The following is a 13,335-nucleotide window of genomic DNA, read 5'->3' on the forward strand; positions in this document are numbered from 1 at the left end:
GCGGCGAGCTTCCCGGCGAGGCCGCGGCCCCGCCCCACCCCCCCGGGGCGGGGCCCCGCACCACTCGCGATCAGTCGGTGGCCGGCGGCGGCAGGGCCACCTGCACCTGGGTCGCGACGCCCGCGGCGACGAACAGGCCGCGGCCCGTCGGCCCGCCGAGCGGGGCGTTGCGCGGAAGGTCCAGGCCGAACAGGCCGCCGTCGTCCGGTGACTCGACCGACAGCAGCACGCCGGAGCGGGAACGCCGGACGTCGGACAGGAAGCCGCGTTGGCCCCGGCCCAGCTCGCCGGTCGCGCCGCCGATGACGACGGCGTGCGCGCCGTCCCGCGCGGCGCGGAGGACGTCGCGGAGCGCGTCGTCCAGGCCGGTCCGGTCGAGGAGTCCGGCGTCGTCCACGACGACGGCGTAGCGGTGCTCGTCGCCGATCGCGGCGGCGAGGTCGGCGGGGCCCGAGTCGGACGTCAGCAGCCCGAGCACCCCCGGATGCCCGGACAGCAGGCGCAGCGGCGAGCGGCGCGGCGTGACGAGCACGACGGGGACGAGCCCGCCGCCGACGGACGGGTCGAGGAGCGAGTGGGCGATCGTCCGGAGCGTGGTGGAGCGGCCGGAGCGGGGCGGGCCCGCGACGGCGAAGCCGGGACCGTCCTTGAGCAGGTCGACGCCGACGGGCGCGAGCGTGTCGCCGCCGACGCCGACGAGCGCCCACAGCGCGGACGGTGCGAGGAACTCGCGGTCCAGCGACATCGCCTCGCGGTAGGTGACGCGGACGGGCAGCTCGTCCACGCGCAGGGGGCGCCGGCGGCGGGGCAGACGGCCGTACCGGGACACGCAGGCGCGGGCGATCTCCTGGAGGGCGGCGGCCTGCGCGGAGCCGGACGGGTCGTCCCCCAGCAGCCCGATCTGCGACTCGCGCGGCGGTGCGCCCGGCTCGACCGGTTCGAGGGCGCGGCCGGGCGGCATCGCGGCGGGGACCTGCCTGTCCTTGAGGCCGCCGTAGCCGTAGTCGTCCGGGTCGTCCATGCGGAGGATGAGGCGGCGGCCGAAGACGGTGGAGAACTGCCCGCCGAGGCCGGAGCGGTCGCCGGTGACCACGGCGCGCAGGCCCACGGCGCCGCCCTCGTCCAGCAGCCGGATCATCCGGTCGACGAGGCGGCCGTCGTCGTGGTGCTCGAACGCGCCGAGGAACCCCTCCCAGCGGTCGAGCAGCAGCACCATCCAGGGCAGGCGGTCGGTCGCGGCGACGGCGGCGCGCTGCTCGGCCAGGGACGCGAAGCCCGCCTCCGCGAGGACCCGCCGCCGCCGCGCGACCTCGGCGGCGAGCGCGGTGAGGAGCCTTTCGCAGCGGTCGAGCCGGTCGCGGGCGACGACCGCGCCGCAGTGCGGGAGCGAGGTCAGCGGCAGCAGCGCGTTCGCGCCGCAGTCGATCGCGTACAGGTGCGCGTCGTAGGGGGAGCAGGCGGCGGCGAGGGACCCGGCGATGGTCCGCAGGGCGGTGGAGCGGCCCGACCCGGCGGAGCCGGCGAGGTACAGGTGCCCGCCGGACGCGAGGTCCAGGGCCAGGTCCTCGCGCTTCTGGACGGCGGGCAGGTCGGTCACCCCGAACGGGATCGGCGGGACGTCCACGACGGAGCCGCCGGCCGCGTTCCGGGGCGTCAGCGTGATCCGCTCCGGCAGCGGGTTCAGCCACGGGGACGGCTGCCGCGCGATGCCCGCGCGGCGGGCGGCCTCGTCGATCGCCTGGACGAGCACGCCGAGGTCGGTGGCGTCCTCTCCGGGGACGGTGCCGTGCGGGACGGGCAGCGGATGGCCGAGACTCTGCCAGGGAAGCGGCACGACGATGGGCCCGCGCCCGATGGTGTCGGCCCCTGGACGGCGCCCGCCGACCCGCGCCACCTGCACGGCCTGCGGCGGCGACTCGCCAGAGCGGACGTAGCAGCGTCCAGGCGTTGACTTGGAGATCTGCGCGGCGTCCGGTGCGTCGAGGACCTCGGTGGACTCGTCCGGGCCGGTGAGGCGCAGCGCGATCCGCAGCCCGGCGAGGTCGCGGATGTCGGCGGTGACCGTCCCGGCGGGAAGCCGCGTGGCCAGGATCAGGTGGACGCCGAGCGACCGCCCCCGCCGCCCGACGTCGACCAGCCCGGTGGCGAAGCCCGGCGCCTCCGCCGTCATGGCGGCGAGCTCGTCGACGACCAGCGCCAGCCGCGGCACGGACGGCAGCCCCGGCCGCCCGGAGCGCAGGTCGTCGTAGGCGTCGATGTCCTTGGCGCCCGCGTCGAGGAGGACCTCCTCCCGGCGGCGGAGCTCGGCGGCCAGGGATTCCAGGGCGCGTTCGGCGGCGTGGCCGTCCAGGAGGTCGGTGACCACGCCGACCGTGTGGGGGAGGCGGGCGCAGTCCCCGACCGCCGCCCCGCCCTTGTAGTCGATGAGGACGAACATCAGCTCGTCGGGACGGTTCGCGGCGGCGAGGGACGCGACGAGCGTCCGCAGCAGCTCCGACGTGCCCGCCCCTGCGGTTCCCGCGATGAGGACGTGCGGCCCGTCCGCGCGCAGGTCGATCTCGTACGGCCGGACCGGCCGGGCGGCGCGTGCGGCGGCCCCGATGGGGATGCGGGTCGTCCGGCCTCCGGTGCGCGTCCACGTCCGGAGGACGTGGTCGGCGGTGGGCTCCGGCATGTCGAGGACGTCCAGCAGCCGCACCTCCGCCGGGACGGGGTCCGCGGCCTCCGCGCGGGGCACGTCCCGGACGGGCGCCAGCGCGCGCGCCACCCGGTCGGTCCAGGTGGGCGAGACCTGGTCGGCTAGCACGGGGAAGTCGAAGCCTTGGCCGCGGAGCCGGACCGTCGCGGGGTGCTGGGGGTCCCACGCGGCCACGGCGCGGCACTCCTCGGGGAGCAGGCGCTCGTCGTCGTCCACGCAGATGCCGTACAGGCCGAATTCGGCGCCGCGCGACAGGAGCATCGGCATACCCGGGATGCGGCGCAGCGTCCGCGCACCGTCCAGGACGAAAAGGATGTTGTACGCGGCCTGGGCGGCCTGGGCGGCCTGGGCGGCCTGGGCGGTCTGGGCGGCCTGGGCGGTCTGGGCGGCCTGGGCGGTCTGGGCGGTCTGGGCGGTCTGGGCGGCGCGGCGCCGTTCGGTGACGCGGATCGCCAGTTCGGTGACGCGGCGCGCGGCCGATTCGGGGTCGGTGCCGACGAGGGCGACGCAGTCCTCGCCCTCGCGCGGCACGCAGTGCGGCAGCCACCGCACCCAGTTCCACTCGTCGCCGGCGTCCCGGTCGTCGCACAGGACGACGACCGCCAGGTCGCGGGGCCCGTGCAGCGCGGCGGCCTGCGCCACCATCCACCGGGCCAGCGCGCGGGACCGGCGGCGCGGCCCCGCCACCCCGACGACGCCCAGCTCAGCCAGCGGCAGCGCCACCGGCACCATGCGCGCGTTGACCGGCGGGATCCGGGCGGCGTCGCCGGTGAGGTCGATCCGGGCGGGCAGGTCGGCGAGGCCGATCCGCGTCGCCAGGACGTCCGGGTCGCCGCGGCGGCGCTCCCAGAGCCGCCGCCGGGGCCCGGTCGCGGTGAGCAGCACCTCGGCCGGGTCGGGGTGCAGCGCGCGGCGCTCGGCCTCGTCGTCCCGGCGCAGCCGCTCCAGCTCGGCGTCGAACTCGGCGGACCTGCGCTCGTGCTCCTTCAGGGACTTGCGCCCGAACAGCCGGAGCCGCTCCAACGGGCCCTGCTCGGGAGGCCGCGGGACCTCCAGTCGCCTGACCCGAGGCACGACGTCCGGACGGGGCGGCCGGTCGAACGCGAGGCCGCCGTCCGGAAGGGGTTCAAGGTGGGCGTCGGGGGCGCCGCTCGGCCCGAGCGTCAGGACGCTGGAGCCCACCCGCAGGTGGCCGCCCGCCGGCCACATCGTCTTCGCGGCCAGGGGCGTCCCGTCGAGTGCGGCGGCGCCGCGCACCGTCAGCTCGGACGCCTCCACCTCGACGGCCTCCCGCCCGACCGTGAGCCGCAGCGACCGCGCCGGGACGGACGGATCGTCCAGCGCCACGTCCACGTCCCGGCCGGACCCGATCGTGCTGACCCCGAGTCCGAGCCGGTGCACCGAGCCGGCCGCCGGGCCGCCGACGACCCGCACCTCGACCAGCCCGGTCGGCTCGGCGAGGACGGTGGCCGCGGCGCCGCGCCGGTCGACCGCCACGACGGCGCCGTCCCGCAGCTCCCGGACGGCGAGGGCCTCGGGGTCGAGCATCCGCCCGTCCATCCACAGGGCCCGCCGTGGACGTCCCGCGCGCCCTCCTGACCTCAGCGGCTCGTCCGGGCTCGGCAGCTCGCCGGTGTCTGGGAGGACGTCGTTCGTCAGGCGGTGGGCCCGGCCGTCGAGGAGGGCGGTGAGCGACTGGGCGACGCCGTCCACGGTGGCCTCGGAGTCGACGTCCATCACGACATCGCGCGGTCCCGTGCCCGTGAGTGCCGTGAACGAGATCCGCATTCGGTGCCCTCCGATGCCGTCAGGACAAGGGCTCAGCTTAATTACCCGCGGGCGTCCGCTGCCCGCGGGCCGCGATGATCGCCCTGAGGGCGTCGTCCATCGGGGTCGGCGCCATCCCGAACGTGGACTGGAACGCCGAGGAGTCCAGCACGAACGGCTTGTCGAACTGGTACCGGGTCTCCCGCAGCTCCTTGACCAGCGGGTTGAACAGCCCGATCACGTTGAAGACGGGCCGCGGCAGCGCGGAGACGCGCGGCGCCGGAGCACCGGCGATCTCGCACAGCCGCTCCGCGACATGGAGCGGGGAGACGGCCGGGCCGGTCGGGACGTGCCAGGGCCGTCCCCATGCGCGCTCGTCCGTCCCGGCGATGGCGAGGGCCTCGGCGACGTCCGGCAGGTACGTCCACGCGTGCGGGACGGACGGGTCGCTGAGGTAGGTCACCCGCTTGCCCGCCAGCAGCGGCTTCACGAACCGGACCTCGCCGACGGGCCCCGCGTCGGTGCTGCCCGGCCCGTAGTAGTCGGACCCGCGCAGCTCGGTCATCCGGATGCGGCCCGCCTTGTGCGCGGCCAGCGCGTCCTCCCACATCTTCGCGCGCACCCGGCCCTTGGCGCCGGTGGTCGCGAGCGGCAGGTCCTCGGTCATGGGACCGTCCACCGGCCCGTAGCCGTACAGGTTGCTCAGCGTCACCAGAACCGCCCCCGTGGCCTCGGCGGCGCCCAGGAAGGACGACGCCATCGGCGGCCAGTCCTGCGTCCAGCGGTTGTAGGGCGGGTTGACGCAGTTGTAGAGCGTGTCGGCGCCCGTGGCGACCTCGGTCAGCCGGGCCTGGTCGGTGACGTCGGCGGCGATCCGCTCGACGCCGTCCGGGCCCGAGCCGGACCGGGTCACGACAACGACTTCGTGCCCCTGCTCGACGAGTCGTCTTGCCAGGTGCGCGCCGACTTGGCCCGCTCCGACGATCACGTGCCTGCCCATGGTGCTCTCCTCGCGTTCGATGCTCCGTTGCGAGAGCAATGCTCTCCCTTGTGAGCGGCCGTGTCAAGAGCAGTGCTCTCATTTTGGTGCGACGCTCTGCTAACATCGGGGTCATGAGCGCGGTTCGTACGGCACGGGAACGAGTTCGGGCGGAGCTGATCCGGGAGATCACCGAGACCGCCGGCCGGCAGCTGGCCACCGCGGGCGCGGCCGGGCTGTCGCTGCGCGCGGTCGCCCGCGAGCTGGGCATGGTGTCCTCGGCGATCTACCGGTACGTGCCGAGCCGCGACGACCTGCTCACCCTGCTGATCATCGACGGGTACAACGCGGTCGGCGAGGCGGTCGAGCGCGCCGACGCCCGGCACGCCGAGGCCGCCCCCGGCGACTTCGCCGGACGCTGGCTCGCCGTGTGCGGGGCCGTCCGGGAATGGGCGCTGGCGCACCCGCACGAGTACGCCCTGCTGTACGGGTCGCCCGTCCCCGGCTACAAGGCGCCGGACGACACCGTCGCCGCCGCCATCCGGGACAACGTCGTCTTCGCCCGGATCGTCACCGAGGCGCACGCCGCCGGCGCCGTCGAGCCGGACGGACAGTACCCGCCTCCTCCACCCTCGATCGCGGAGGGCCTGGGCCGCGCGCGCGCCTTCGTCTCCATGGACGTCCCCGACGACGTGATCGCGCGCTCCCTCACCGCATGGGCCGGCCTGTACGGCACGGTCAGCTTCGAGGTCTTCGGCCAGTACAACAACCTGATCGACGAACCGGCGCGGTCCGACTACTTCGACCACACGATGACGCTCCTCGGACGCCTCATCGGCCTGAAGCGCTGACCCGGACGGCCTCGCGGGCCGTCCACCTGGGGGGCCGTCCAGTGGTGTCCACCCTGGGGTCAGTGACGCGTGTGACTGATGGTAAGTGACCAAGTGATCAACGATTTCCCAGGTCACCGCGGTACGCCGCGACAAGCCGCGCTACCCGTTCACCGAATCCATTGACGTGACCTTGCCGCCCCCGCAAGCATGGATCGCTCGGTGATGCGCGGGGCCCTGCCCGACGGGGTTCGCGGAGGCGGAAGGAGCGCGTGGGCAGCGCGATGAAGTCCAACCAGTCGACCATTTCCGGCGGTGGTGGGACGGGCCCGTCCGGCGGCGCGGCGGGGCTCGGGCGTACCGGGCTCGGCACGTCCGGCGGGCAGCGGCTCCCCGCGTCCCCGCGCGAACGCAAACCGGCCCTGGCGGCGCTCGCGCTGCTGCTGATCCTCGGCGGCGCCCTCGCCAGCGCGTACCTCGTGATGGCGAGCGGCGAGCGGGTGTCGGCGATCCGGATCGCGCAGCCGGTCGCGGCCGGGCAGAGCATCCCGGCGAGCGCCCTCGAAGAGGTCCAGGTCGGCGACACAGGCATCCAGTACCTCGACTGGTCGGAGCGGGCGAAGGTGACCCGCCACGTCGCGGCCGTCCCGCTGGTCAAGGGCGCGCTGCTGACCAACTCCATGATCAGCCCGGCGGACGCGCCGTCCAGCGGACGGCTCATCGTCGGGCTCGCGCTGAAGCCGGGGCAGTTCCCGTCCGGCGGCGGCGACGTCGGCGTCGAGGTCGGCAGGCACGTCATGCTCTACGCGGTCGGCGGTGCGACGAACGGTGGTCCCCGCCCCGGAACGGTCCTCTCCCAGGACGCGATCGTCGTCGGCATGAGCGACGGCGGCGGCGGTGGCGGCGGCCTCGGCGGCGCCCAGCTGCGCTCCGAGCAGACCACCGTGAGCGTCGCCGTCCCGCCCGCCGACGCGCCGCTGGTGACGCAGGCGGCCTCCGCCGGGACGATCGCGGTCGCGCTGATCCCGGCCGGGGCGAACACCGCCGTCCCGCCGCCCGCCACCCCCGGCGGCGGCACGACCCCCGGCGGCGGCACGACCCCGGGCGGCGGCGCGACCCCCGGCGGCGGCGCGACCCCCGGCGGCGCGACGCCAGGCGGCACCGGCGGGACCGTCCCCGTCCCTGGGGGCAGCGGCGCCCCGGCAGCAGGCACGGGCGGTAACTGACGGTGGCACTCATCGCGCTCGCGGCCGACAAGGGGGCGCCGGGCGTCACGACGGCCGCGGTCGCCCTCGGCGCGGTGTGGCCGCGTCCCGTGCTGGTCGCGGAGTGCGACCAGGCGGGCGGCGACCTCGTGTACCGGCTGCCCGCCGCGGCCGCGGACGGCGACGGCGCCGAGGGCATGCTCAACCCGTCCCGCGGGCTGCTCAGCCTCGCCGCCACGGCCCGCCGCGGCCTGCGGCCCGACCAGATCGCCGAGCACTGCCAGCGGCTCGTCGGCGGCCTCGACGTGCTCGTCGGGATCACCAACGCCGAGCAGGCGCAGGCGATGACCTGGCTGTGGAGCCCGCTCGGCCGCGCGTTCGCCGGCCTCGCCCCCGTCGACGTGATCGCCGACTGCGGCCGGCTCGGCGCTGACACGCCGCTGACCGGGCTGCTGCGGGAGGCCGACCTGGTCGTGCTGCTCACCCGCGCCACCCTGGAGCAGGTCGCACACCTGCGCGAACGCGTCGCCGCGCTGACCGCGGAGATGCGCGGCGGCCCGCCCGTCGGCGTGCTCGTCCTCGCCGACCCGCGCGACTTCCGCGGCTCGATCGCCGAGGTCGACCGCATCCTCGCCACCGCCAGGGGCCGCGGCGCCGCCCACGACCCCGAGCAGGGGCCCCCGCCGCCGGACGTGACCGTCCTCGGCGGCCTGGCCCTCGACCCGAAGGGCGCCGAGCTGCTGTCCGGCCGCTGGGGCGGGCGGCTGGACCGGTCGCTGCTGATCCGCTCCGCCCGCGAGGTCGCCGGCGACCTCGCCGGACGCCTCCCGGGGGCCGCGCAGCCGCCCCCGCCGCCGCAGAGCCTGCCGGCGGCGCAGTCGCCGCCGCCCGAAGGCTGGCCGGTTCCCGAAGGACGCGTCCCGGTCGGCGGGCAGCACGAGGAGGGGCGGCCGTAGATGGACCACGGGCTCGTCAAACGCCTCCGCCAGGAGGTCGGCGACCGGCTGGCGCAGCAGCGCAGGCTGGACGCCGCCAACGGCCTGCCGCCCATGTCCGGGGAGGACGAGCGGCAGTTCGCCCGCGCGCTCATCGGCCAGGTGCTGGAGGAGTTCGCGCGCGGCGAGATCACGTCCGGGCGGCGTCCGCCGAACGCCGAAGAGGAGGAGGCGCTCGCCGCCGGGGTGCACGCCGCGCTGTTCGGCGTCGGCCGCCTCCAGCCCCTCCTCGAAGACCCCGAGATCGAGAACATCGACGTCAACGGCTGCGACCGCGTGTTCATCGGCTACGCCGACGGCCGCGAGGTGCTGGGCGAGCCGGTCGCCGAGAGCGACGAGGAACTGGTCGAGCTGATCCAGATCCTCGCCGCGTACAGCGGGCTGTCGTCGCGCCCGTTCGACACCGCGAACCCGCAGCTCGACCTGCGGCTGCCGGACGGCTCCCGGCTCTCCGCGATCATGGACGTGACCGTCCGTCCCGCGCTGTCGATCCGCCGCGCCCGCCTCGGCAAGGTGTTCCTCGCCGACCTCGTCGGCAACGGCACGTTCTCGCAGGAGATCGGGCTGTTCTTCCGCGCCGCCGTGCTCGCCCGCAAGAACATCATGATCGCGGGCGCGACGAACGCGGGGAAGACGACGCTGCTGCGCGCCGTCGCGAACGAGATCCCGCCGCACGAGCGGCTCATCACCGTCGAGCGGGCCCTGGAGCTCGGCCTGGACGCCTTCCCCGAGCTCCACCCGAACTGCGTCGCGTTCGAGCAGCGGCTGCCGAACTCCGAGGGGCAGGGCGCGATCACGATGGCGGAGCTGGTCCGCAGGTCGCTGCGGATGAACCCGTCCCGCGTGATCGTCGGCGAGGTGCTCGGCGACGAGATCGTCACGATGCTGAACGCGATGACGCAGGGCAACGACGGGTCGCTGTCGACGATCCACGCGAACTCGTCGGTCGAGGTCTTCAACCGCATCGCCACCTACGCGATCCAGTCGGACGAGCGGCTGCCGGTCGAGGCGACCCACATGCTGATCGCGGGCGCGATCGACTTCGTCGTGTTCATCGAGAAGCGCAACGAGTACGCGGCCGGGGGGCGGCTGCGCCGCTACGTGTCCAGCGTCCGGGAGGTCACCGGCGTGGACGGGCGCGTCCTGTCGTCGGAGGTGTTCGCGCTCGGGTCCGGCGGGTACGCCGTGCCGTCCGCGCCGATCTCGTGCGTCGAGGAACTCGCCGACCACGGGTACGACCCGTCCGCCGGAGGCTGGTGATGTACGCGCCCGACGTGCTCCTCGCCATCGTCACCGGCGCCGTGGCGGGCGGCGGGCTGATCCTGCTGGTCGCGGCGCTGCGCGGGCTTCCGGCGCGGTCGCGTCCCGTCCGCGGCCGCAGCCGCGAGGACCTCGTCAGGACGTTCACCACCCGCACCGCCGTCGCCGTCATCGTCGGCATGGTCGTGCTGATCGTGACGCGCTGGCCGATCGCCGCCGCCGGGACCGGCGCGCTCGTCCTGGCCTGGAACGGCCTCGCGGGCGGCGCCGCCGAGGAGCGCAGGGCCATGGCGCGCCTGGAGGGCCTCGCCGCCTGGACGGAGTCGCTCCGCGACACCATCGCCGGGGCCGTCGGCCTCGAACAGGCCATCCCCGCCTCGCAGCGCGCCGCCGCGCCCGCGCTGCAGCAGCCGCTCCGCAACCTCGTCGACCGGCTGCACACCCGCGTCCCGATGCCGGAGGCGCTGCGCCGCTTCGCGGGCGACCTGGACGACCCGTCCGCCGACCTGGTCATCGCCGCGCTGATCCTGAACTCCAAGCTCCGCGGCCCCGGACTGCGCGACATGCTGAGCGCGCTCGCGAACTCCGCTCGCGCCGAGCTGGACATGCGGCGCCGTGTGGAGGCCGACCGGCGGTCCACCCGGCGGAGCGTCCGGATCGTCGTCGCCGTCTCCGTCGGGACGGCCCTGGCCCTCGCCGTGTTCAACCACTCCTACGTCGAGCCGTACGACGACTTCCTGGGGCAGCTCGTGCTGTGCATCGTCGTCGCCCTGTACGGGGCCGCGTTCCTGTGGCTGCGGCGGCTGGCGAAGTACGAGCTGCCGGGGCGTTTCCTCAGCGAGCCGCGCAAGACCGTCCAGCCGGGCGTGCCGGGCGAGGTGCCGAGCACCGTCGCGGGCTGGCAGGGCGACGGCCCCGACCCGCAGGAGCTTCCGCTCCGCGGCCGTCACACCATGGACGCGGGCGGCGGTGGCGCCCCGTGAACGGCCTGAACGCCGCGATGATCGCGGGCGCGGTCGTCGGCCTCGGACTGTACGTCCTCGTCCGCGCGCTGTTCCCGCAACGGCCGGGACTCGCCGCGCGGATGGCCGCGCTCGACACCGCCCGCCGCCGTGACCTGGAGGAACGGCAGGCCGGACGGCTCTCCCCGACGCTGGACAAGGTCGGCGGGATCCGCGCCAGGATCGGACGGGAGCTCGCGCGGGTCTGCGAGTCGCGCGGCTGGCGGCTGCGCTCCGTCCGCGCCGACCTCGCCATCACCGAGCGGTCCCTGGAGGGATTCCTCGCGACGAAGTTCCTGCTGCCCGCCGCCGCGCTGCTGTTCATCCCGCTGATCGTCGCGTACTTCACGCTGCTCGGGCTCGGCTCGTCCGTCGCGGTGCCCGTCTGGATCTGCGTGCTGTTCGCCGCGCTGTTCTTCTTCTTCCCCGACATGCAGCTCCGCCAGGAGGCGCAGGCCCGCAGGCAGGACTTCCGGCACGTCGTCGGCGCGTTCCTCGACCTGGTCTCGATGAACCTCGCGGGCGGACGCGGCGTCCCCGAGGCGCTGATGACCGCCTCGAACGTCGGGGAGGGCTGGGCCATGCACCGCATCCGCGACGCCCTGTCCAACGCCCGCATCACCGGTCAGACGCCCTGGCAGGCGCTCGGCCGGCTCGGCGAGGAGCTCGACATCGCCGAGCTGCGCGACCTCGCGGGCGCGCTCGCGCTCGTCGCCGACGACGGCGCGCAGATCCGCAAGTCCCTCGCCGCCCGCGCCGCGTCCATGCGCAGCCGCGAACTGTCCGAGCTGGAGGGCAAGGCGGGCGAACGCTCCCAGTCGATGCTCGTCGCGCAGCTGTTCCTGTGCGCCGGGTTCCTGATCTTCCTGGCCTACCCGGCCCTGATCCGGGTGCTCGCCTCATGACGCGCGCGGCCCGGCCCGAGACCGTCCCCGACCCCGTCCCCGACCCCGCCGACGACACCGCCGAGACGGCCCACTGGAGGTGCCACGATGAGTCAGCACAACCCTTTCAACGATCCGTTCGTCGCGTATCTGCGCGCCCTGGCCGGCGCGCGGCTCGCCCGGCTGCGCTCCGACGAGGAGCGCAGCAAGGGCGCGTCCGCGATCGAATGGGCGATCATCACCGCGATCCTGGCGCTGCTCGCCATCACGATCGGCGCGGTGATCACCAAGAAGGTCACGGACAAGGCCAACAACATCAACACCGGCTGACGCTCCGCCCGCCCCGCGACGGGCTCCGCTCGGACGGCGGCGTGTCGTCGATGGAGTGGGCGCTGCTCACGCCCGTCCTCATCCTGCTGATGATGGTCGTCGTGCAGTTCGCCATGGTGTTCCACGCCCGCCATGTCGCGCTCGCGGCGGCGCAGTCGGGCGCCCGCGTCGCGCGGACCTCGCCCGTCGGCGGCGGCTGGGAAGGCGCCGCGTCCGCGAAGGCGGCAGGCGACGCCCGCGCCATCGGCCCCGAACTGCTGGACGGCCTCGACGTCCGGACCGGCGAGGCCGGCGACGAGCGCTGGGTCGAGGTCAGCGGGACGGCGGTGTCCGTCATCCCGTTCATGAAGTTCCACGTGTCGCAGCGCTCGCAGGGACCGATCGAATGCTTCCGCCCGGACGTCGGCGACGGCACCGCGTGCGAGCGGGGGGCCGGGCCGTGAGAGCCCCCGAGCGCGGGTCGATGTCCCTGGAGATGGTCCTGGTGACGCCCATCTTCGTCGCGTTCCTGCTGTTCCTCGCCGCCGCCGGCCGCATGGTGGACGCGCAGAGCCAGGTGGACGGCGCCGCACGGGACGCGGTGCGCGCTGCGTCCATCGCGCGCAGCGCCTCGTCCGCGCAGAGCTTCGCCGCCGAGACCGCCGCCGCCGGGCTCCGGGACAACAAGTGGTGCGCCGGCGGGCCGTCAGTGCAGACCGACGTGTCCGACTGGCGGCCTGGCGGCCGCGTCGGCGTGACGATCACCTGCGACGTCGACCTCGGCGACCTGTCGTTCATCGGGCTGCCCGGCACCAAACGCCTCCAGGGCGACGCGATCGCCCCCATCGACACGTTCACGTTCCGCGGCACGGACCCCGGAGACGGCCAATGAGACGGCTGGTCGCCCGCCTCAGGCGAGCCGCGCGCGACCGGTTCGGACGCGACCGGGCCGGACGCGACCGGGGCACGATCGCGCTCTACACGGTGCTGTTCACGCCCATCGTCCTCATGCTCGCCGGGCTGCTGGTGGACGGCGGCCTCGCCATCCACGCCCGGCAGCGCGCCGCCGACATGGCCGAGCAGGCCGCCCGCGCCGGCGCCGACCAGATCGACACCGACGAGCTCCGGCGGACCGGCCGGCCCGTCCTCGATCCGGGCCGGGCCCGCGCCGCCGCCTGCGACCTGCTCACCGCCTACCGCGACCAGGTCACCGCCTCCCAGTGCGACGCGGACGAGGAGGAGGTGGCCGTGACCGTGCAGATCACCGTCCGGCCGCAGCTGCTCGGGATCATCCCCGGCTTCAGCGAGTTCCAGCTGACGTCGGGCGCGACCGCGCATCCCGTCACGGGCGGCCCAGACGCCGGAGGAATCGACCCGTGAGCGGCGGCCGAAACAGTCCTACGATGA

12 protein-coding genes are annotated in these 13,335 nt (G+C 75.1%); 10 read left to right on the plus strand and 2 right to left on the minus strand.

Annotation, left to right across the window (positions count from 1 at the left end):
• Nucleotides 1-70: 70 nt before the first annotated feature.
• Together ACH34T_RS43100 and ACH34T_RS43105 are read right to left on the minus strand one after the other, a co-directional pair.
• Nucleotides 71-4,486, minus strand: coding sequence for an FtsK/SpoIIIE domain-containing protein (locus ACH34T_RS43100; protein ID WP_396026809.1), 4,416 nt, complete (start codon nucleotides 4,484-4,486; stop codon nucleotides 71-73).
• A 37-nt stretch (nucleotides 4,487-4,523) separates the two neighbouring features.
• Complete coding sequence (locus ACH34T_RS43105) at nucleotides 4,524-5,465, minus strand: NAD-dependent epimerase/dehydratase family protein (RefSeq protein ID WP_396026810.1); 942 nt, start codon at nucleotides 5,463-5,465, stop codon at nucleotides 4,524-4,526.
• Between the two features lie 113 nt (nucleotides 5,466-5,578).
• On the opposite strand from ACH34T_RS43105, the gene ACH34T_RS43110 reads away from it, so the two are divergent.
• The 10 genes from ACH34T_RS43110 to ACH34T_RS43155 all read left to right on the plus strand — a co-directional run bounded on the left by ACH34T_RS43110 (nucleotide 5,579) and on the right by ACH34T_RS43155 (nucleotide 13,308).
• Nucleotides 5,579-6,295: a TetR/AcrR family transcriptional regulator gene (locus ACH34T_RS43110; RefSeq protein WP_396026811.1), complete on the plus strand. Its 717-nt coding sequence runs from the start codon at nucleotides 5,579-5,581 to the stop codon at nucleotides 6,293-6,295.
• A gap of 251 nt (nucleotides 6,296-6,546) precedes the next feature.
• Nucleotides 6,547-7,500: a hypothetical protein gene (locus ACH34T_RS43115; protein ID WP_396026812.1), complete on the plus strand. Its 954-nt coding sequence runs from the start codon at nucleotides 6,547-6,549 to the stop codon at nucleotides 7,498-7,500.
• 2 nt (nucleotides 7,501-7,502) lie between these two features.
• The gene (locus ACH34T_RS43120; protein WP_396026813.1) at nucleotides 7,503-8,435 is read left to right on the plus strand and encodes a hypothetical protein; all 933 of its coding nucleotides are present in this window, start codon (nucleotides 7,503-7,505) and stop codon (nucleotides 8,433-8,435) included.
• Nucleotides 8,436-9,734: a CpaF family protein gene (locus tag ACH34T_RS43125; protein ID WP_396026814.1), complete on the plus strand. Its 1,299-nt coding sequence runs from the start codon at nucleotides 8,436-8,438 to the stop codon at nucleotides 9,732-9,734.
• Nucleotides 9,734-10,717, plus strand: coding sequence for a type II secretion system F family protein (locus tag ACH34T_RS43130; RefSeq protein WP_396026815.1), 984 nt, complete (start codon nucleotides 9,734-9,736; stop codon nucleotides 10,715-10,717). The genes ACH34T_RS43125 and ACH34T_RS43130 overlap by 1 nt, the downstream gene beginning before the upstream one ends.
• The gene (locus ACH34T_RS43135; protein WP_396026816.1) at nucleotides 10,714-11,640 is read left to right on the plus strand and encodes a type II secretion system F family protein; all 927 of its coding nucleotides are present in this window, start codon (nucleotides 10,714-10,716) and stop codon (nucleotides 11,638-11,640) included. Before ACH34T_RS43130 ends, ACH34T_RS43135 begins: the two co-directional genes overlap by 4 nt.
• A gap of 87 nt (nucleotides 11,641-11,727) precedes the next feature.
• Entirely contained in the window at nucleotides 11,728-11,949 is a 222-nt protein-coding gene (locus ACH34T_RS43140; RefSeq protein ID WP_396026817.1) for a Flp family type IVb pilin, read from the plus strand.
• 50 nt (nucleotides 11,950-11,999) lie between these two features.
• The gene (locus tag ACH34T_RS43145) at nucleotides 12,000-12,392 is read left to right on the plus strand and encodes a TadE family protein (protein ID WP_396026842.1); all 393 of its coding nucleotides are present in this window, start codon (nucleotides 12,000-12,002) and stop codon (nucleotides 12,390-12,392) included.
• Entirely contained in the window at nucleotides 12,389-12,820 is a 432-nt protein-coding gene (locus tag ACH34T_RS43150) for a TadE family protein (RefSeq protein WP_396026818.1), read from the plus strand. Before ACH34T_RS43145 ends, ACH34T_RS43150 begins: the two co-directional genes overlap by 4 nt.
• Nucleotides 12,817-13,308: a TadE/TadG family type IV pilus assembly protein gene (locus tag ACH34T_RS43155; RefSeq protein WP_396026819.1), complete on the plus strand. Its 492-nt coding sequence runs from the start codon at nucleotides 12,817-12,819 to the stop codon at nucleotides 13,306-13,308. The genes ACH34T_RS43150 and ACH34T_RS43155 overlap by 4 nt, the downstream gene beginning before the upstream one ends.
• Nucleotides 13,309-13,335 lie beyond the last annotated feature (27 nt).

The sequence above is a fragment of the Actinomadura sp. 9N215 genome, assembly GCF_044326345.1.
Lineage (GTDB): Bacteria > Actinomycetota > Actinomycetes > Streptosporangiales > Streptosporangiaceae > Spirillospora.